Origin of the sequence: Citrobacter sp. 172116965, assembly GCF_013458095.1 — a bacterium.
Classification (GTDB): Bacteria; Pseudomonadota; Gammaproteobacteria; order Enterobacterales; family Enterobacteriaceae; genus Citrobacter; species Citrobacter braakii.
Window position 1 is genome coordinate 288436 of the sequence record NZ_CP046673.1, and the last position, 17207, is coordinate 305642.

Genomic DNA, 17207 nt, shown 5'->3' on the forward strand with positions numbered 1-17207 from the left:
CGGTAAATCGGTTGTTCCGATTGTTTCTTATTTTTTCTTCTGACATATCAATAAAGTATGCCCAACACCTAAGTTGTCGTGGCGTTCATCTACCTGAAAACCTGCCAGATTCAGATAGTGATAAAACCTCTCTACGCTGTAGAAACGGCTGTTGCCATTCGCCATACAGGTAAAATAAAGCGAAGACGCATTCAGGCTAAATGAGGCCGCTTCAAATTTTTGGGCATCCCAAAACAGTTCCATAATGAACAGCTTCGCGCCCGGTTTCATCACCCGGGCAACGTTGCGCAGCATAGCGATAATTTGTTCCGGAGAAAAACAGTCCAGAAATTGACTCATCCACCAGATATCAGCGCCGGCAGGTAAAGGCGAGTCGCTAAGCATATCCACAGCATGGAAATTTATGCGATGAGATAATCCTGCATTTTCTATATTTTCGCGGGCAAGTGCAATTTGTTGCGGCAAATCTAATAGGGTGACAGTAATATTGTCATCATGTTGACAACAACGTAATGCCCATTTCCCGGTATTTCCGCCGACATCGTACAGGGTTGCAGGGGCGCTGGCGAATACATATGGCAATGCGGCATCAAATGCTCCATCTGAATAGTAATGATCGAAAGCAAACCAACTTTCACGCGCAGCCAGCGGTAATTGTGATAGTGCAGGATAGATTGTTGACCAGTCGCCAAAAGTTTTTAACCCTGCGGGTTTTCCTTCTTTCAGTGCATTTTCCAGATAGAACAGCCCCTGATAACAAACATCCTGGGTGAAGTCCATATTCACACGCGTCATCGTGTCATGTAAAAGAAAATGACCGACTTTAGCGAGGTAATAATATCCCTCTTTGTGGGTAATGATGCGCCCACTTAACCCCATATCCAACAGGATGCTGGCGGCATATTCGTTGATGGTGCTGTTTTCGGTAATCTCGTCGAGCGTGGCGCCGCGTTTACCTTGCTTGTCCAGCCAGGTGAGTACTCCAGCATTTCGCAGACACAACGCGGTTTGAAATAGCATAGGGGCAAAGGCGATACGTTGTGCTTCAGTAATGGCATCCAGTGCGCTAAGCGAATCCTGTTCGTACATGTGGGGACAACCTGTTAAATGGCAGATAGTAAGAGTATCGGGCCTTTTCGGCCCGACTTTAGGCGTAATTACAGATTGGCGCCGGCTGACAGATTAAGCTGGATGTCTTTATCCAGATTGCGTACCCAGCGGTTGTAGTTTTTGTGAATCTTTCCACCAGAAGCCTGCAGGTTGAGGCTGCTGTCATATTTGATGTCATAGCTGGTGGCGGTATAAGTGATACGGACTTCAGCCACATGATCGCGGGTTTGTTGGCGAGCTTTAATAATACCTGGTCCGGCTTCGGACATGACCCATTGGCGTTGAATACCGGCTTTTAGGATCGCGGTTTTAACCTGGTCCTGAGTATGTCCCGCGCTCACACTGGTGTGAACTTGATCAATCGGCGCAGTACGTGCACAACCCGCCAGTGCACCGACAACGGCAATGGCTGCAAACCACTTAATATACTGTTTCATTAAAACTCCCTCTCAAAGTACCGTTTATACATGTTAACTTATAAGCTCCGGAATCATGATGCACCCTTTATCACCTGCAATTTTATTTAAACTAAATTAGCGTTTTATTTCACTCTGTTGATAGCGAGGCAATGAGATGACCGGATGATAATATTCTATCACTTTCTTCAACAGAAACTTTTCAGCATCATCATCGGCGAGAAGTATAGATTTTTAGAGAAAACGTATCAAATAAAATAACCTTTAAATCTAAGTGGATAGTTTAAGTTAAATGCTTTGGATGTGTTCATTGCTTTTATGTTTTTTGGCAAAGAATAATGCATGTGGATTATATATTTCCTTTATAAAAGAATGAATTCCTTTTCACTCTTTATTTAAGATAAGCCACTGTATATAGCTGTGTTGACGTCATTTTAACGTCAATATGGAAATATAATAACTACCTCGGTTGGTAGTTTTCAGGGTAGCCGACTTTTGGGCCTGCCGGGTCCCAGCAAAATTGCCAGTTTGCTACCGCCTGTGGTGGTTTCCATCCAGATTTTACACACGCTGGTTAACGGCACGGAGAGCAGCATACCTACCGGACCAAGCAGCCATCCCCACACCAACAGAGAGAGAAAGACGATTAGCGTCGATAATCCCAGCCGGTGCCCCATCATGCGGGGCTCAAGGATGTTGCCAATTACCATATGCACCACCAGAAACAGCGCCCCAACCAGCACGCATTCGTAAACGCCGTTGAACAGCAGTGCCTGGATCATGGGTGGAACGGCGGAAATGACCGAGCCAATGTTGGGCACGTAGTTTAGCAGGAATGCCAGCACACCCCACATCAGAGCAAACTGAATACCCATTAGCGCCAGCCCCAGCCAGACGATGGCTCCGGTCCATAAGCTGAGCAGCGTTTTCAGCGCCAGATAGTGAGAAACACCTTTCAGTGCCCGATGCAGCCCCGCAATATGGATTTGTGGGTTGTTCAGCGCAAAGCGCAGCTTATAGGGGACATGACGCACCTCAAACAACATAAAGACCACCGTCATCACCAGCAGAACGACGCTGGCCATGGCACCGGAAAGACTTGTCATCAGCGTGGTTGTGAAGGTCATCAGCTTGTCGGAGTCCATACGTTGCAGCATGCGCTCCGGGGACATATGCAGATTCAGAAAAGGCACCATCTCTTGCAGATACAGAACCTTGCGCGTCAGCTCCTTGTTGTATTTTGGCAGCATGGCCATGAATTCAGTGATGGACGATGCCAGAACGCCGATTAACGCCGTAAGAACGATCAGCATCACCACCACGACTAACGTTATCGCGACTGGCCGACGTACACCCCGGCGAATAAACCAGGTGACCAGCGGATTCAATACAATGGCAAAAAAAAGGGCCAGCAGAAGCTGTACGATGATATCTGCCGCGGCATGAATACCCGCGAGGATCACCACCAGAGCGGCCAGTTTGAGCAGAATGTGCAAACCCGTTTTATCGGGCTGGGCGGTTGTCATGTCGTCTTCCTGTTTGCGTTTTTGCATTAAGTGTAGCGGCTGGCTTGCGACTGATATTCCTAAACTGACTACTGATTTCTGCCCGGCAACATGGTAGAAATGAAACACTGTTGTGAAAACGTGGTGATCCTCCATGCCCGAACCCGTCGCTGAACCGACGCTTAGCGGTTTACGCCTTAATCTGCGTATTGTCTCTGTGGTGATGTTTAACTTCGCCAGCTACCTGACCATTGGTCTGCCGCTCGCTGTATTGCCAGGCTATGTCCATGATGTGATGGGATTTAGTGCTTTTTGGGCAGGGCTGGTCATCAGCCTGCAATATTTCGCTACGCTGCTGAGCCGTCCACATGCCGGTCGCTATGCCGACCTGCTGGGGCCAAAGAAGATTGTGGTATTCGGACTGTGTGGCTGTTTTTTAAGTGGTCTGGGCTACTTCCTGGCGGGCTTCACGAATGGCTGGCCGCTGGCCAGCCTGCTGCTGTTATGCCTGGGGCGCGTGATTCTAGGGATCGGGCAAAGCTTTGCCGGGACTGGCTCTACGCTGTGGGGGGTTGGGGTCGTTGGTTCAATGCACATCGGACGGGTGATTTCGTGGAACGGCATCGTGACCTATGGCGCGATGGCGATAGGCGCTCCGCTGGGTGTATTGTTTTATGCCTGGGGTGGCTTACAGGGACTGGCGCTGACCGTGATGGGCGTGGCGCTGTTGGCAATACTGCTGGCGCTCCCTCGTCCGGCGGTGAAGGCCAGCAAAGGCAAACCATTGCCGTTTCGCGCGGTGCTTGGGCGTGTCTGGTTGTACGGCATGGCGCTGGCCCTGGCCTCAGCCGGATTTGGCGTGATCGCCACTTTCATTACCCTGTTTTATGATGCCAAAGGCTGGGACGGTGCCGCTTTCGCGCTGACGCTTTTTAGCTGCACGTTTGTGGGGACCCGCCTGTTATTCCCAAATGGTATCAACCGTTTAGGTGGACTAAATGTGGCGATGATCTGCTTTAGCGTCGAGATTGTTGGGTTGCTGCTGGTGGGGATGGCTTCCATGCCGTGGATGGCGAAAAGCGGCGTCCTGCTGGCCGGTGCAGGGTTCTCGCTGGTGTTCCCGGCGCTGGGCGTGGTGGCGGTAAAAGCCGTCCCGCAGCAAAATCAGGGCGCTGCGCTGGCGACGTATACGGTGTTTATGGATTTATCACTGGGAGTTACGGGGCCGCTGGCCGGGCTGGTTATGACGTGGGCGGGCGTGCCGGTTATCTATCTGGCGGCGGCAGGGCTGGTGGCGGTGGCGTTATTGCTGACCTGGCGATTAAAAAAACGGCCTCAGGTGGTGTCACCGGAGGCCGAGTCATCGTCTTAACCGTTACTGGATAACCAGCGTGTTAATGATGTTTTCTGCGGTAGTCTGCGCTTTTTGCTGATCGTCAGCAGGCAGCGTGATTTGCAGAGTCAGCAGTTGGTTATCGACTTTACCCAACACCACGGAAGAGTAAGCGGTCTGGCCTTTGGCCGAGATGATGCTGTCTAACTGCTGCAGCGTGTGGCCTTTCAGCTCAATAGATTTATTGGTGACGACCTGCAACTGCGGGTCGCGGCTACGCTGCTGATCTTCAAGGCGTTTTGCCAGCACAGCCAGGTCTTCGTTGGTATTGTCGCCAACAATCACAATCACCGCTTTCTGGCCGGTTGCGTCAGAATAAACGTGCATATTGTTCGCCTGGGTGCCCAGTTTGCCGCTCTGATCGGTCATATCCGCTGGCAGGGAAAAACTGAGTTTACCGTCCAGCAAGCTGACCGGTTGTCCAGTGGCGCTACTTTCTGCGGCAGCACTCTCTGCTGGCGCTTTTGTATCGCTATTATCACAGGCCGCAAGCCCCATAACCAGCAGGCCAATACCGACATATTTAACCAGATTGCGCATTGACTTCTTCCTTTCGATAAACGGCCATAACGGCTCATTCGTCCATCTTATCACAACTCGGAAAATGAACCTTTAACTCGTCTGCAATGCAGCGATTTCGGATTTATCTGCCAGCCTTTTCAGTAACATATTCAGCAGCACGCCGTACATCGGCAGGAAGAAAATAATGCTGATCAGCACTTTGAAGCAGTAGTCGACCAGCGCGATTTCCATCCAGTGCTCGGCCATAAAGGCATCTGGGCTGCGCCAGAAAGCGATAAAGAAGAAGGCTAACGTATCGCTGATGTTGCCAAACAGCGTGGAGGCCGTTGGTGCCAGCCACCAGCGACGATTCTGACGCAGGCGGTTAAAGACATGCACATCCAGAATTTGACCCAGCGCGTAAGCCATAAAGCTGGCGGCGGCGATACGGGCGACAAACAGATTAAAGTGCAGCAGTGCGCCGAATCCCTGCCACGATCCCATATAGAACAGTGATGAAACGACATAGGAGATCAGCAGCGCGGGGATCATTACCGCAAAGATGATACGTCGTGCCAACGGTGCGCCAAAAATACGCACGGTCAGATCGGTCGCGAGGAAAATAAACGGAAAGCTGAAAGCGCCCCATGTGGTATGGAAACCAAAAATGGAGATCGGTAGCTGCACCAGATAGTTGCTGGAGGTGATCACCAGCAGATGAAATAGCGATAGCCAAAACAACGCTTTTACGCGTTGAGATTGTGTAAACGGAGTCATATTGTGACCTTTTTGTTGGATGGGGTGAGGGAACCCAATAAAAAACCGTCGCATGATACTGCTTTAAGAGCACATTGCAATGGTTGTTTTTCACGCAATCGTTAACCTGATTGGCTTACGCCACAACAGAGCGTAAAATAACGCCGTTTTTGAATGAACGAGACTACGATGAGCGATCTGTTTACCTCTCCCGACCATACTCTTGATGCCCAGGGGCTGCGCTGCCCGGAACCCGTAATGATGGTGCGTAAAACCGTGCGCGGCATGCAGGCGGGTGAAACGCTGCTGATTGTCGCCGACGATCCGGCGACAACCCGTGACATTCCCGGCTTCTGTACCTTTATGGAGCATGAGCTGGTGGCAAAAGAGACCGACTCTCTGCCGTACCGCTATCTGGTGCGCAAAGGCCAGTAATCTTAGCCGGATGGCGCTAATGCAACAGCCGTCCGGCACAGACGCATTATCCTTTACGTAGTAACCGCAGCGCGTTAGCGGTCACCAGTACCGTCGCCCCCGTATCTGCCAGCACCGCCAGCCACAGTCCGGTTATCCCGAGCAGCGTGGTGACGAGAAAAATCCCCTTCAGGCCTAGCGCAATCGCAATGTTCTGGCGAATATTGGCGTGGGTGGCGCGGGCTAACTGAATCATTTGCACCAGACCACGCAGGCGGTTGTGGGTCAGGGCGGCATCGGCGGTTTCCAGGGCGACATCGGTCCCGCTTCCCATCGCAATGCCAATGGTGGCTGCTTTCATTGCCGGAGCGTCGTTGATGCCGTCGCCGACCATCGCCAGCGGCGACTGTTGGTTAAGATGAGTAACGGCCTGTACTTTATCTTCCGGTAATAGACCCGCTTTGAATTCGAGACCCAATTCACTGGCAATAGCTGCCGCCGCTCGCGGGTTATCGCCCGTCAGAATCACCCCTTTCACGCCAATCTGATTAAGCTCGCTGATGGCGCTACGGGCGTCGTCGCGCAGCGTGTCCTGTAGAGCCAGCACGCCAAGAACGGCATCGCTACGCAGCACCAGCACCACCGTTTGACCCGCGCTTTCCAGCTCGCTTATCTGCCCGGCAAAAGCATCGGCAGGCTGCTTACCGGCGGCGCAAATCAGCACGCGTTCGCCGTTGACCAGTGCTTCAATGCCAGAGCCAACCAGCGCCCGTTGATCTTTTGCGGCAGGGATAGTCAGCTCGCGCGTTTGGGCTTCCCGAACAATCGCCTGCGCCAGCGGGTGCGTCGCGCCTTGCTCTACTGCTGCCGCCAGCGCCAGCAGTTCTGCCTCGCCAATACCGCTTGCCGGGTGAATCGCCGTGACGCGCGGTTTACCGATGGTCAGGGTGCCGGTTTTATCAAACGCGACCTGCGTTACCCTACCCAACTGCTCCAGCGCGGCCCCGCCTTTGATTAACGCGCCACGACGTGCCGCGGCGGCAAGGCCAGAGGTAATGGCTGCGGGTGTGGAAATCACCAGCGCACATGGGCAGCCAATCAGCAGCAGCGTCAGCCCTTTATAAATCCACTCCTGCCAGGATGCGGCAAACAGCAGCGGTGGTACAAGGGTGACCAACAACGCAACCGCCATAATGGCTGGGGTGTAAATCCGGCTGAAACGGTCAATAAAGCGCTCAATGGGGGCGCGGCGTTCTTCCGCTTCTTCAATCAATTTCAGAATACGGTCAATGGCGCTGGCACCCGGTTCGGAGAGTACTTCCAGCGTTACCAGACGGTCCACGCTGGTGGCGCCCGCCGGGACTTTCTCGCCCGTGGCGCGCTCAACCGGTATCGATTCGCCGGTCAGGGCGCTTTCATCAAAGCTGGCAAATCCGGAGACCAGCTTGCCATCGGCAGGTAAACGCCCACCCGCGGCAACCTCAATAACATCGCCTGGCTGGAGAGTATTGATAGCAACCTCTTCGCGCTCGCCGTTACGCAGGCGCGTGGCGGTTTCCGGCTTGAGCGCCATCAGTGCGCTGACCCCTTTACGGGCGCGGCTGGCGGCCCATCCTTCCAGGCGTTCGCCAATTAAAAACAGCAGCAGCACCATGGCGGCTTCGGCCGTCGCGCCGATAAACAGTGCGCCAATGGCGGCCACGCTCATCAACGTTTCAATGGCAAAGTAGCTGCCGGTTTTCATCAGACGCAGGGCCTGACGGGCAATCGGATACAAACCTACCAGCGTGGTGGCGACAAATGCTATCTGGCCAAAGGGGTGATTGAACTGCTCCAGCCCCCAGCTAATCGCCATCATGATAATCAGCGAAATCAGCGGCAGGTTCTCTTTAAACCGCGACTCGGGGGCGGCGTCTGGCGCTTGCTCATCGCGCAGGGTATAGCCTGCCTTTTGCACTGCGCTTTCAACTTGCAGGCGGATATCGGAACCCGCGTCGACTACCAGTTTTTCGGTGGCGAACAGAACCTGGACCTGGTTGACGCCGTTGACCTGGCGGACCGCATTCTCCACTTTTCGGGCGCAGGCTGCACAGTCCATGCCTGCCACTTTCCAGGAGTAGCGGGTACCCATTACGGTACCGGATACGGGTGGTGGGGTGGAGCAACTTCCTTCGCAGCAGCAGTCGTCAGCCTTTTGTGGCGCAGGCGCTAGCTTGAAAGAAGAAAATTGTGGGGCTTTTTTGCCACTGGAATCGGGTGTCGACATGGCATCCTCCGGTTGATAATCATTTCATATTAACCGGAGGATACACTCTGGAGTCGACTCCAGAGTCAAGCGTTTTAAAGATACAACGAACGAACAATCAGGAAATGTCCGGCGAAGTAGCAGGCGGCAGCAATTGCGTTATCGGCGCGGAAGCGGCGACGGTAATGGCTACCCAGCCAGACAATGTTGCCGATGAACAGGAGTGATGCGCCCATAAAGGCCGACAGCGCCGGAGCGGTCGGGCGGAAGAACCACAGCTCACCAGCCATCCGGACCATCATCAGCGTGATACCAATAAAGGTACAGATAGCGATGCGTAGCTCTTCCAGACGTGTCCAGATCACGGCAATCAGCAACGCCCCCAGCACCACCAGCACCAACGGCAAAGGCCAGAAGAACGACAGCGTCATTTGGCTGGCGAAGTAAATGGTATACAGCAGATGCGACAGGAAGAATGCCCCCACGGCATACAAAAGGCGTTGGCGCGGTAACAGCGTCAGCGCATCGCCCAGCAGCGAGGCAAGCAGGCCAGCCAACACCAGATAGCTGACAGCATTAAACATTGGCGCCTGCCAGGCCAGCAGCGCCAGCAGGAGTAACGTTAGGGGTTTAAAGACCCAGCGTTGCCAGGCGGGCCCACGATAGGAAGCATCCACGAACAACCATGCGGAAAGGCAGACAGCGATAAACGACCAAAGCATCTTAGTTCCTTGAATTCGTTATTTTTTCGTAAGCGGGGTGCTCACGGCTCTACTGTTCAGTGTAGAGGTCGACACTGCCAGATGACAACACCATAACAGGCAATGTATGCTTATTTCCGCATTTTCTGATGGGTTAATAATATGAGCAAACCACCACTTTTTTTCATTGTTATCATTGTCTTAATCGTTGTTGCTGCGTCGTTTCGCTTCGTTCAGCAGCGGCGTGAAAAAGCCGATAATGATACTGCGCCGTTAGTGCAAAAGCAGGTGGTGGTGAGTAACAAACGGGAAAAACCGCTTAACGATCGGCGATCCCGCCAGCAGGAAGTGAGCCCGGCGGGGACCAGCATGCGCTATGAAGTCAGTTTTAAGCCACAAAGTGGCGGCTTCGAGCAGACGTTTCGTCTGGATGCCCAGCAGTACCATGCGTTAACGGTCGGGGATAAGGGAACGCTGAGTTACAAAGGTTCGCGTTTTGTTGATTTTACAGTGAACGCTAAGGTTTCATCTGACTGATGCCGGATGGCGGCTTACGCTTTGTCCGGCCTGGAGATTTTGTCGCCCCGGCCTGCTAAGCGCCGCCGGGCGAAAAGATCACAGTTACTTCTTCAACTGATCTTTAATCTTCTTCTGCCAAACCAGTAACTCAAAGACGCCGAACAGAAAAATACGGATTTTCTCTCCGCGGGTCATCTGCGGGCCATCTTTAGGCATGGTGCTTTTTAACAGCGCCAGTTGCATGCCGTGCATCAGCACCATAAAAATCAGTGCGACGTTAACGAAGATGTTAAGCGGGCGTGGAAAGGGTTGGAAAATATTGAGTAGTAAAAATGCCCAGACGCACAACATCAGCAGGCGTCCCAGGTTAATCAGCATCGTGTTCTCCTCGTGCTTCACGTTGGTAAAGGCGATAGGCGACCTGTCCGGCGACTTTTTCGCGGTACAGCGACCAGTTCACCGGAACCGGCGGCAAACCGTTTTCTACTTCGCTTTCAACGTAAATATACGCTTCATTTGCCAGCCAGCCATGAGTTTCCAGAAGAGTTAATGTTTCTTCCAGTAATCCTTTGCGAAACGGCGGGTCAACAAACACCACGTTATGCGGCGTACCCGTCTGGGCCAAAAATGTCAGGGTATTGGTGTTGACGACCCGGGCATGGGGGGCTTTCAGCGTGGCGAGATTGTTTTGTAGCTGCTGTGATACCGCGCGATCCATTTCCAGAAGCGTCGCATTTGCTGCATAGCGAGAGAGGGCTTCCAGCCCCAGCGCGCCGCTGCCGGCGAAGCAGTCCAGGCAGTGAGCATCGACCATTACCGGGGCCAGCCAGTTAAATAAGGTTTCGCGTACGCGGTCGGTGGTTGGGCGCAGACCGGGACTATCCGGAACCGGGAGTTTACGGCCACGCCATTGACCACCAATAATGCGGATCTGGCCGCTACCAGAGTGATTCGGTTTTTTCATTTCAATTATTGCTCAATCCGCTGCTGACGTGTCATTCCAGGCGGTGATGTGAGTTAAGTTAACCCGTCGCCTTTCAAGTTACCTCTTCGTTGGCTGCACTTACTCACCCGAATCACTTACTAAAAGTAAGCTCATCGGGATTCGTGCGCTTGCCGCCTTGACGTAACTCGAAATTCATTGGGTATAAGTGATAGACTATTTCATCATTTTTTTAGCTGCTATGTACATAGCGTTGACGCTGTGCCATGAAGCAACAGCGGGGGAGTGTAGTCGCAAATGGCGAAAGAGAAAAAACGTGGCTTTTTTTCCTGGCTGGGCTTTGGTCAAAAAGAGCAGGCACCGGAAAACGAGACAGAATTAAAAAACGAAGAACAACAACCGGTTGCTGAAGAAACTACCGTCGTTGACGAACAGCCGCGCGCCGAGGAAACCCGTAGCGAGGCGGAAACGGAAGCTTTTGCAGCTGAAGTTGTTGAAGTGACTGAACAGGTTGCGGAAATCGAAAAACTGCAGCCGGAAGCTGAACCTGTTGCCGAACAATCGCAGCCGGAGATTGAGCGGGTTGCTGAACCCGCTGCTGAACCTGTTGTGGAAACGCCAGCGGCGACGGTTATCGAACGCGAAGAATTGCCACTGCCGGAAGAGGTGAAAACCGAAGAGGTTTCTGCCGAAGAGTGGCAGGCCGAAGCGGAAACCGTGGAAATCGTTGAGGCGGTTGAAGAGGAAGCCGAAAACGAACCGCACCTGACTGATGAAGAGTTGGAAGCGCAGGCGCTGGCTGCTGAGGCTGCTGAAGAAGCCGTGATGGTGGTGCCGGTAGAAGAACCTGCCGTAGAAGCACCGACAGAAGAAGAGGGAGTCCAGGAGCAGGAAAAACCAACGAAAGAAGGTTTCTTTGCGCGTCTGAAACGCAGCCTCCTGAAAACAAAAGAAAACCTTGGTTCCGGATTTATCAGTCTGTTCCGTGGTAAAAAGATCGACGATGATCTGTTTGAAGAGCTGGAAGAGCAACTGCTGATCGCCGACGTGGGCGTAGAAACGACCCGCAAGATTATTGCGAATCTGACGGAAGGTGCCAGCCGTAAGCAGCTCAAAGACGCGGAAGCGCTGTACGGCCTGCTGAAAGAAGAGATGGGCGAGATTCTGGCGAAGGTGGAAGAACCGCTGAATGTTGATGGCAAGACGCCGTTTGTTATCTTAATGGTTGGCGTCAACGGCGTGGGTAAAACCACCACTATCGGAAAGCTGGCGCGTCAGTTTGAGCAGCAGGGTAAATCGGTGATGCTGGCGGCGGGCGATACCTTCCGTGCGGCGGCGGTAGAGCAGCTGCAGGTCTGGGGTCAGCGTAACAACATCCCGGTGATTGCTCAGCATACCGGCGCGGATTCCGCGTCCGTCATCTTTGATGCTATCCAGGCGGCGAAGGCGCGTAATGTAGATGTGCTGATCGCTGATACCGCAGGGCGTTTGCAGAACAAATCGCACCTGATGGAAGAATTGAAAAAAATCGTTCGCGTCATGAAGAAGCTCGACGAAGATGCGCCACATGAAGTTATGCTGACTATCGACGCCAGCACCGGGCAGAATGCGATAAGCCAGGCCAAACTGTTCCATGAAGCCGTGGGCTTAACCGGTATCACCCTGACTAAGCTGGACGGTACAGCGAAGGGCGGGGTCATCTTCTCGGTTGCCGATCAGTTTGGCATCCCTATCCGTTATATCGGTGTGGGCGAACGTATCGAGGATTTACGTCCGTTTAAAGCGGACGATTTTATAGAGGCACTTTTTGCCCGAGAGGATTAACAATGATTCGCTTTGAACATGTCAGCAAGGCCTATCTCGGTGGGAGACAAGCGCTGCAGGGAGTTACCTTCCATATGCAGCCTGGCGAGATGGCATTTCTGACCGGCCACTCTGGCGCGGGGAAAAGTACCCTGCTGAAGCTGATTTGTGGAATTGAACGGCCCAGCGCCGGGAAAATCTACTTCAGCGGGCATGACATCAGCCGTTTGAAAAACCGTGAAGTGCCGTTTCTGCGTCGTCAGATTGGCATGATTTTTCAGGATCACCACCTGTTGATGGACAGAACCGTGTTTGACAACGTGGCAATCCCGCTGATCATCGCGGGCGCCAGCGGGGACGATATTCGTCGTCGCGTGTCAGCGGCGCTGGATAAGGTCGGACTGTTGGACAAAGCGAAAAACTTCCCTATTCAGCTCTCCGGCGGTGAACAACAGCGCGTGGGCATCGCCCGTGCGGTGGTGAACAAACCGGCGGTATTGCTGGCGGATGAACCAACAGGGAACCTGGATGACGCGTTGTCGGAAGGGATCCTTCGCCTGTTTGAAGAGTTTAACCGCGTCGGGGTCACGGTATTAATGGCCACGCACGATATTGGCCTGATCTCCCGTCGCTCCTATCGCCAAATGGTTCTGAGCGATGGACATCTGCATGGAGGCCTGGCCCATGAATAGACGTGACGCTATTAATCAAATCAAACAGTTCGGCGGCCGACTGGATCGCTTCCGTAAATCGGGCGGCGCGCCGGGAGATGGCGGTCGTAACGCGCCAAAGCGGGCGAAAGCCGCGCCAAAGCCGAACTCGCGTAAAACCAATGTCTTTAACGAGCAGGTACGCTACGCGTTCCAGGGCGCGTTACAGGACCTGAAAAGCAAGCCGCTGGCGACGTTCCTGACGGTGATGGTTATTGCCATCTCCCTGACGCTGCCAAGCGTATGCTACATGGTTTATAAGAACGTCGACCATGCGGCAAGCCAGTATTATCCTTCTCCGCAGATCACCGTTTACCTGCAAAAAACGCTGGATGATGATGCAGCGGCGCGGGTGGTTGGTCAGTTGCAGGCCGAGCAGGGCGTGGAGAAAGTGAATTACCTTTCCCGCGATGACGCGCTGGGCGAATTCCGTAACTGGTCCGGCTTTGGCGGCGCGCTGGATATGCTGGAAGAGAACCCGCTACCGGCCGTGGCGGTAGTTATCCCGAAACTGGACTTCCAGGGCACGGAGTCGCTGAACACGCTGCGCGACCGTATCGCACAAATCAACGGTATTGATGAAGTGCGCATGGATGACAGCTGGTTTGCCCGTCTGGCGGCGCTGACTGGCCTTGTCGGACGCGTCTCCGCGATGATTGGCGTGCTGATGGTAGCGGCGGTCTTCCTCGTCATCGGTAACAGTGTGCGGCTGAGTATTTTTGCGCGTCGCGATACCATTAACGTGCAGAAACTGATTGGCGCGACGGATGGGTTTATCCTGCGTCCGTTCCTCTACGGCGGTGCGCTGCTCGGTTTTTCCGGCGCATTTCTTTCACTGATTTTGTCAGAAATTTTGGTGATGCGCCTGTCGTCAGCGGTTACTGAGGTGGCGCAGGTTTTTGGAACTAAGTTTGATATCAACGGCTTATCATTCGACGAATGCCTGTTATTACTGCTGGTGTGCTCGATGATTGGCTGGGTGGCAGCCTGGCTTGCCACGGTTCAACATTTACGCCACTTTACCCCCGATTAAAAAATCTCTGGTATAATCTTTCCCTGCACTGAGTAGTTCGCTCTGCAGGGAAAGAGTCCCTGTTATCTCTTCCCGGCGTATTCATTGTGATGTCACATTTTGTGCGTAATCTATACACATTACGACATGGAACTTGTGGATAAAATCACTGTCTGATAAAAGATTGAATGATATTCTCGTTGCTCATAAGCTCTGGCATGGTTGTTGCTATTGGTTTTAGCCAACGCGTCAGATGAAAAGATTGAGAGGATTTGAATGACCAAAGAAATGCAAAATTTAGCTTTAGCCCCTGTTGGTAACCTGGAATCTTACATCCGGGCTGCGAACGCGTGGCCGATGTTGTCGGCTGACGAGGAGCGGGCACTGGCTGAAAAGCTGCATTACCAGGGCGATCTGGAAGCAGCTAAAACGCTGATCCTGTCTCACCTGCGCTTTGTTGTTCATGTTGCTCGTAATTATGCGGGCTATGGCCTGCCGCAGGCGGATCTGATTCAGGAAGGTAATATCGGCCTGATGAAAGCCGTGCGCCGTTTCAACCCGGAAGTGGGTGTGCGCCTGGTTTCTTTCGCCGTGCACTGGATCAAAGCTGAGATCCACGAATACGTTCTGCGTAACTGGCGTATCGTAAAAGTCGCGACCACCAAAGCGCAGCGTAAGCTGTTCTTTAACCTGCGTAAAACCAAGCAGCGTCTGGGCTGGTTCAATCAGGACGAAGTTGAAATGGTTGCTCGTGAGCTGGGTGTTTCCAGCAAAGACGTGCGCGAAATGGAATCCCGTATGGCGGCGCAGGACATGACGTTTGACATGTCTTCAGACGACGAGTCTGACAGCCAGCCGATGGCACCGGTTCTGTATCTGCAGGATAAATCATCTAACTTTGCCGACGGCATTGAAGAAGATAACTGGGAAGATCAGGCCGCGAACAAACTGACCCACGCAATGGAGGGTCTGGACGAGCGTAGCCAGGACATCATTCGCGCCCGTTGGCTGGACGAAGACAACAAGTCGACGTTGCAAGAACTGGCCGATCGCTACGGCGTCTCTGCTGAACGTGTTCGTCAGCTTGAAAAGAACGCCATGAAAAAACTGCGTGCGGCGATCGAAGCATAATCACGCCGTTTAACGCATTGCCCCTATAACCCCTGGATGCCCATTCGGGGGTTTTTTATGTCTGATTGATACTCCAAACTGCTATCACGCTTTCCTCTGCCTGGTTTGCTTTTGCCTCTCTGGTGTTGTGGAGGGGGGCCGAAGTGATTGATGCCTCTGCGCTTGACAAGGTGACATGTTTGCCCGGTTTCTGGGCAAACATGTCACCTTAATGCAGCCGAATACTGTCGGTAAAACTTATTGTGGCAGGAGATTATAGGCTGCCAGCATCTCTTTGATATCCTGAGTGATGATTTCATTCGGCATATGTATTGGTCTTCTGGTAATGCCTGCGGTGATCCCCATTAAGTTAAGAGCCTCTTTCATTACTGCAGGTGCGGTCATTTTCTTAATGTTCATACGCAGCGCATCGATCTTATTACGCTCTTCCTGTGCTTGATCCAACTGCCCCGCGATAAAGTAGTTATACAAATCTACTTCAATCTTCGGTAAAACATTTGATGTGGCTGCGACGCTGGCAACTGAACCTTCTTTAAATGCATCAAGCATCAGCGAATCTGAACCGTTCAATACTTTAAAATTTTTGTGTTTTGAAATCTCAAGGTACTGTTTTTGTACTTCAAATTTTCCACTGCTATCTTTGATTGCCACGATATTATCGATATCAGCCAGGCGATTCGCTGTTTCGTATTCAATACTTAGGCCCGTTTGCCCTGGGAGATTGTATAGAATAATAGGTGCTGCTGTGCTGGCCGCAATATCATAGTAATGTTTATATAAATCTTCCTGATTAGGCACCAGATAGTAGGGGGTTACAACTGAAATGTAATCTGCGCCAGCATCAACGAGTCGTTGAGTCAGAGCAATAGTTTGCTGTGTGCTACAGCAACCGGCACCGGCGCAAATAGTTACGTCATCACCCACTTCATCAACAACTGCTTTGGTGAGTTCTACTTTTTCATCATCTGATAACAGATGAAATTCACCGTTGGTGCCACAAATAAATAATCCATGAACACCATTGTTGACTAACCAGCGAGCCATCTTTCTTGCTGCCGGGATATCCATTTTTTCCGTTTCATCAAATGGTGTCACCATCGCAGTAATAATTCCCTTGAGTTCTTTCATTATCTTTTCTCCAGTTCGTTGGTAACATTTTTAATCGAGATTTGAATTGTGTTAAGATCTGCTTCCTGAGTAAACGAAGCCGCATGTGGCGTGATCGAGTAATTCATGAGTTGTTTTGTTGCTTCTTTTCGTTCTTTAAGTTCAATATCTTCACTAGCAAAAGAAATTTTATGAGTAATTAAAGCATTGTATAAACTATCTTCATCAATCAAACCGCCTCGTGCAGTATTTATTAATATTGCGGAAGGTTTCATTTTTTCGAATGCGTGCTGATCAATCATGTGCCTGGTGCTATCTAGTAAAGGCAAATGAAGCGAGATAACATCACTGAGCTGATACACCTCATCTAACTCTTTAAAGTTTATATACGGAAAAACCTGACTCTGATTGATAAAAGGGTCGTATGCAATGATCTCCATACCCATAGCGTTAGCGATGTGGGCTACATGTTTGCCAATAGCACCAAGGCCAATCAGCCCTAATGTCTTTTTATGTAACTCAGTACCCACCAATCTTACATCATTACTACATTTAGCCTGTTGTTCGATTTCAACATACTTTCTGGCACTGGATAGCATCATTAGAATAGCCATTTCTGCTACCGATACAGAATTGGCGTTGAGTGCTTTATGCACCACAATATTTCTGCTGTTCGCATACTCAACGTTTATATTATCTAAACCAACACCATATTTTGAGATTACTTTTAGTTTTTTCGCACAATCTATAACGTCTTGATCTAAAGGGTCGTTGCCTGTAATAATAGCATCGGCATCTTTAATTTTTACCATCAACTCTTCTTTACTAAAACGTCCGCCGCTCGTATTACATTCGACGATATAACCTGCTGCCTGTAATTCATCCAGATATTTTTGCCCCTTACTAAGAAAGGGCCTGGGCGTTATAAGTATTTTTTTCAT

At 51.6% G+C, this 17207-nt stretch carries 18 protein-coding genes; 7 read left to right on the forward strand and 11 right to left on the reverse strand.

What is annotated here, in order from left to right:
- Positions 1-27: 27 nt before the first annotated feature.
- The 3 genes from GPJ68_RS01335 to GPJ68_RS01345 all read right to left on the reverse strand — a co-directional run bounded on the left by GPJ68_RS01335 (position 28) and on the right by GPJ68_RS01345 (position 3052).
- A complete protein-coding gene (locus GPJ68_RS01335; RefSeq protein WP_016157670.1) occupies positions 28-1089 on the reverse strand; it encodes a class I SAM-dependent methyltransferase in 1062 nt (353 codons plus the stop codon).
- A gap of 68 nt (positions 1090-1157) precedes the next feature.
- Positions 1158-1535 carry a hypothetical protein gene (locus GPJ68_RS01340; protein WP_029139728.1) on the reverse strand — a complete coding sequence of 126 codons (378 nt, stop codon included), beginning with the start codon at positions 1533-1535 and terminating at the stop codon, positions 1158-1160.
- A gap of 470 nt (positions 1536-2005) precedes the next feature.
- Positions 2006-3052 carry an AI-2E family transporter gene (locus GPJ68_RS01345; protein ID WP_016154849.1) on the reverse strand — a complete coding sequence of 349 codons (1047 nt, stop codon included), beginning with the start codon at positions 3050-3052 and terminating at the stop codon, positions 2006-2008.
- Between the two features lie 133 nt (positions 3053-3185).
- Here GPJ68_RS01345 and GPJ68_RS01350 point away from each other — a divergent pair, with 133 nt between their 5' ends.
- A complete protein-coding gene (locus tag GPJ68_RS01350) occupies positions 3186-4403 on the forward strand; it encodes an MFS transporter (RefSeq protein WP_047358184.1) in 1218 nt (405 codons plus the stop codon).
- Between the two features lie 3 nt (positions 4404-4406).
- Here the strand turns inward: GPJ68_RS01350 and GPJ68_RS01355 are convergent, their stop codons facing one another.
- Both GPJ68_RS01355 and GPJ68_RS01360 read right to left on the reverse strand, forming a co-directional pair.
- Positions 4407-4964, reverse strand: coding sequence for a DcrB family lipoprotein (locus tag GPJ68_RS01355; protein ID WP_103928717.1), 558 nt, complete (start codon positions 4962-4964; stop codon positions 4407-4409).
- 72 nt (positions 4965-5036) lie between these two features.
- Positions 5037-5702 carry a 7-cyano-7-deazaguanine/7-aminomethyl-7-deazaguanine transporter gene (locus GPJ68_RS01360; protein WP_016154846.1) on the reverse strand — a complete coding sequence of 222 codons (666 nt, stop codon included), beginning with the start codon at positions 5700-5702 and terminating at the stop codon, positions 5037-5039.
- A 168-nt stretch (positions 5703-5870) separates the two neighbouring features.
- On the opposite strand from GPJ68_RS01360, the gene tusA reads away from it, so the two are divergent.
- Positions 5871-6116, forward strand: coding sequence for a sulfurtransferase TusA (gene tusA, locus GPJ68_RS01365; protein WP_003827551.1), 246 nt, complete (start codon positions 5871-5873; stop codon positions 6114-6116).
- Positions 6117-6162: 46 nt separating this feature from the next.
- Here the strand turns inward: tusA and zntA are convergent, their stop codons facing one another.
- Complete coding sequence (zntA, locus tag GPJ68_RS01370; RefSeq protein WP_088583073.1) at positions 6163-8361, reverse strand: Zn(II)/Cd(II)/Pb(II) translocating P-type ATPase ZntA; 2199 nt, start codon at positions 8359-8361, stop codon at positions 6163-6165.
- Positions 8362-8435: 74 nt separating this feature from the next.
- Positions 8436-9062 (reverse strand): lysoplasmalogenase, encoded by a 627-nt coding sequence (locus GPJ68_RS01375; RefSeq protein ID WP_180837085.1) that lies wholly within the window; start codon positions 9060-9062, stop codon positions 8436-8438.
- A gap of 141 nt (positions 9063-9203) precedes the next feature.
- Here GPJ68_RS01375 and GPJ68_RS01380 point away from each other — a divergent pair, with 141 nt between their 5' ends.
- Entirely contained in the window at positions 9204-9578 is a 375-nt protein-coding gene (locus tag GPJ68_RS01380) for a DUF2500 domain-containing protein (RefSeq protein ID WP_016154843.1), read from the forward strand.
- 84 nt (positions 9579-9662) lie between these two features.
- Here GPJ68_RS01380 and GPJ68_RS01385 read toward each other — a convergent pair whose 3' ends face one another.
- Positions 9663-9938 (reverse strand): DUF1145 family protein, encoded by a 276-nt coding sequence (locus GPJ68_RS01385; RefSeq protein ID WP_016154842.1) that lies wholly within the window; start codon positions 9936-9938, stop codon positions 9663-9665.
- Entirely contained in the window at positions 9928-10524 is a 597-nt protein-coding gene (gene rsmD / locus GPJ68_RS01390) for a 16S rRNA (guanine(966)-N(2))-methyltransferase (RefSeq protein ID WP_016157666.1), read from the reverse strand. Before rsmD ends, GPJ68_RS01385 begins: the two co-directional genes overlap by 11 nt.
- Positions 10525-10800: 276 nt before the next feature.
- Between rsmD and ftsY the strand changes: the two genes are divergently transcribed.
- The 4 genes from ftsY (at position 10801) to rpoH (ending at position 15159) form a co-directional block, all read left to right on the forward strand.
- Entirely contained in the window at positions 10801-12327 is a 1527-nt protein-coding gene (ftsY, locus tag GPJ68_RS01395) for a signal recognition particle-docking protein FtsY (RefSeq protein WP_047501409.1), read from the forward strand.
- Positions 12328-12329: 2 nt separating this feature from the next.
- Positions 12330-12998 (forward strand): cell division ATP-binding protein FtsE, encoded by a 669-nt coding sequence (ftsE, locus tag GPJ68_RS01400; RefSeq protein ID WP_003023420.1) that lies wholly within the window; start codon positions 12330-12332, stop codon positions 12996-12998.
- On the forward strand, positions 12991-14049 hold the full coding sequence (gene ftsX / locus GPJ68_RS01405; protein WP_016154839.1) for a permease-like cell division protein FtsX: 1059 nt from the start codon (positions 12991-12993) through the stop codon (positions 14047-14049). Before ftsE ends, ftsX begins: the two co-directional genes overlap by 8 nt.
- 255 nt (positions 14050-14304) lie before the next feature.
- Positions 14305-15159 carry an RNA polymerase sigma factor RpoH gene (gene rpoH, locus GPJ68_RS01410; protein WP_003023425.1) on the forward strand — a complete coding sequence of 285 codons (855 nt, stop codon included), beginning with the start codon at positions 14305-14307 and terminating at the stop codon, positions 15157-15159.
- 237 nt (positions 15160-15396) lie between these two features.
- Here the strand turns inward: rpoH and dapA are convergent, their stop codons facing one another.
- Together dapA and GPJ68_RS01420 are read right to left on the reverse strand one after the other, a co-directional pair.
- Positions 15397-16287 (reverse strand): 4-hydroxy-tetrahydrodipicolinate synthase, encoded by an 891-nt coding sequence (gene dapA / locus GPJ68_RS01415; RefSeq protein ID WP_101700400.1) that lies wholly within the window; start codon positions 16285-16287, stop codon positions 15397-15399.
- Positions 16287-17207: a phosphoglycerate dehydrogenase gene (locus GPJ68_RS01420; RefSeq protein WP_104652134.1), complete on the reverse strand. Its 921-nt coding sequence runs from the start codon at positions 17205-17207 to the stop codon at positions 16287-16289. Before GPJ68_RS01420 ends, dapA begins: the two co-directional genes overlap by 1 nt.

Coding starts and splice junctions, on each gene's coding strand:
- tusA (WP_003827551.1), top strand. CDS start 5,871: ATGAGCGATCTGTTTACCTCTCCCGACCATACTCTTGATGCCCAGGGG.
- rpoH (WP_003023425.1), top strand. CDS start 14,305: ATGACCAAAGAAATGCAAAATTTAGCTTTAGCCCCTGTTGGTAACCTG.
- GPJ68_RS01420 (WP_104652134.1), bottom strand. CDS start 17,207: ATGAAAAAAATACTTATAACGCCCAGGCCCTTTCTTAGTAAGGGGCAA.
- zntA (WP_088583073.1), bottom strand. CDS start 8,361: ATGTCGACACCCGATTCCAGTGGCAAAAAAGCCCCACAATTTTCTTCT.
- GPJ68_RS01385 (WP_016154842.1), bottom strand. CDS start 9,938: ATGCTGATTAACCTGGGACGCCTGCTGATGTTGTGCGTCTGGGCATTT.
- ftsY (WP_047501409.1), top strand. CDS start 10,801: ATGGCGAAAGAGAAAAAACGTGGCTTTTTTTCCTGGCTGGGCTTTGGT.
- GPJ68_RS01335 (WP_016157670.1), bottom strand. CDS start 1,089: ATGTACGAACAGGATTCGCTTAGCGCACTGGATGCCATTACTGAAGCA.
- GPJ68_RS01350 (WP_047358184.1), top strand. CDS start 3,186: ATGCCCGAACCCGTCGCTGAACCGACGCTTAGCGGTTTACGCCTTAAT.
- ftsE (WP_003023420.1), top strand. CDS start 12,330: ATGATTCGCTTTGAACATGTCAGCAAGGCCTATCTCGGTGGGAGACAA.
- rsmD (WP_016157666.1), bottom strand. CDS start 10,524: ATGAAAAAACCGAATCACTCTGGTAGCGGCCAGATCCGCATTATTGGT.
- GPJ68_RS01345 (WP_016154849.1), bottom strand. CDS start 3,052: ATGACAACCGCCCAGCCCGATAAAACGGGTTTGCACATTCTGCTCAAA.
- GPJ68_RS01355 (WP_103928717.1), bottom strand. CDS start 4,964: ATGCGCAATCTGGTTAAATATGTCGGTATTGGCCTGCTGGTTATGGGG.
- GPJ68_RS01375 (WP_180837085.1), bottom strand. CDS start 9,062: ATGCTTTGGTCGTTTATCGCTGTCTGCCTTTCCGCATGGTTGTTCGTG.
- ftsX (WP_016154839.1), top strand. CDS start 12,991: ATGAATAGACGTGACGCTATTAATCAAATCAAACAGTTCGGCGGCCGA.
- GPJ68_RS01380 (WP_016154843.1), top strand. CDS start 9,204: ATGAGCAAACCACCACTTTTTTTCATTGTTATCATTGTCTTAATCGTT.
- GPJ68_RS01360 (WP_016154846.1), bottom strand. CDS start 5,702: ATGACTCCGTTTACACAATCTCAACGCGTAAAAGCGTTGTTTTGGCTA.
- dapA (WP_101700400.1), bottom strand. CDS start 16,287: ATGAAAGAACTCAAGGGAATTATTACTGCGATGGTGACACCATTTGAT.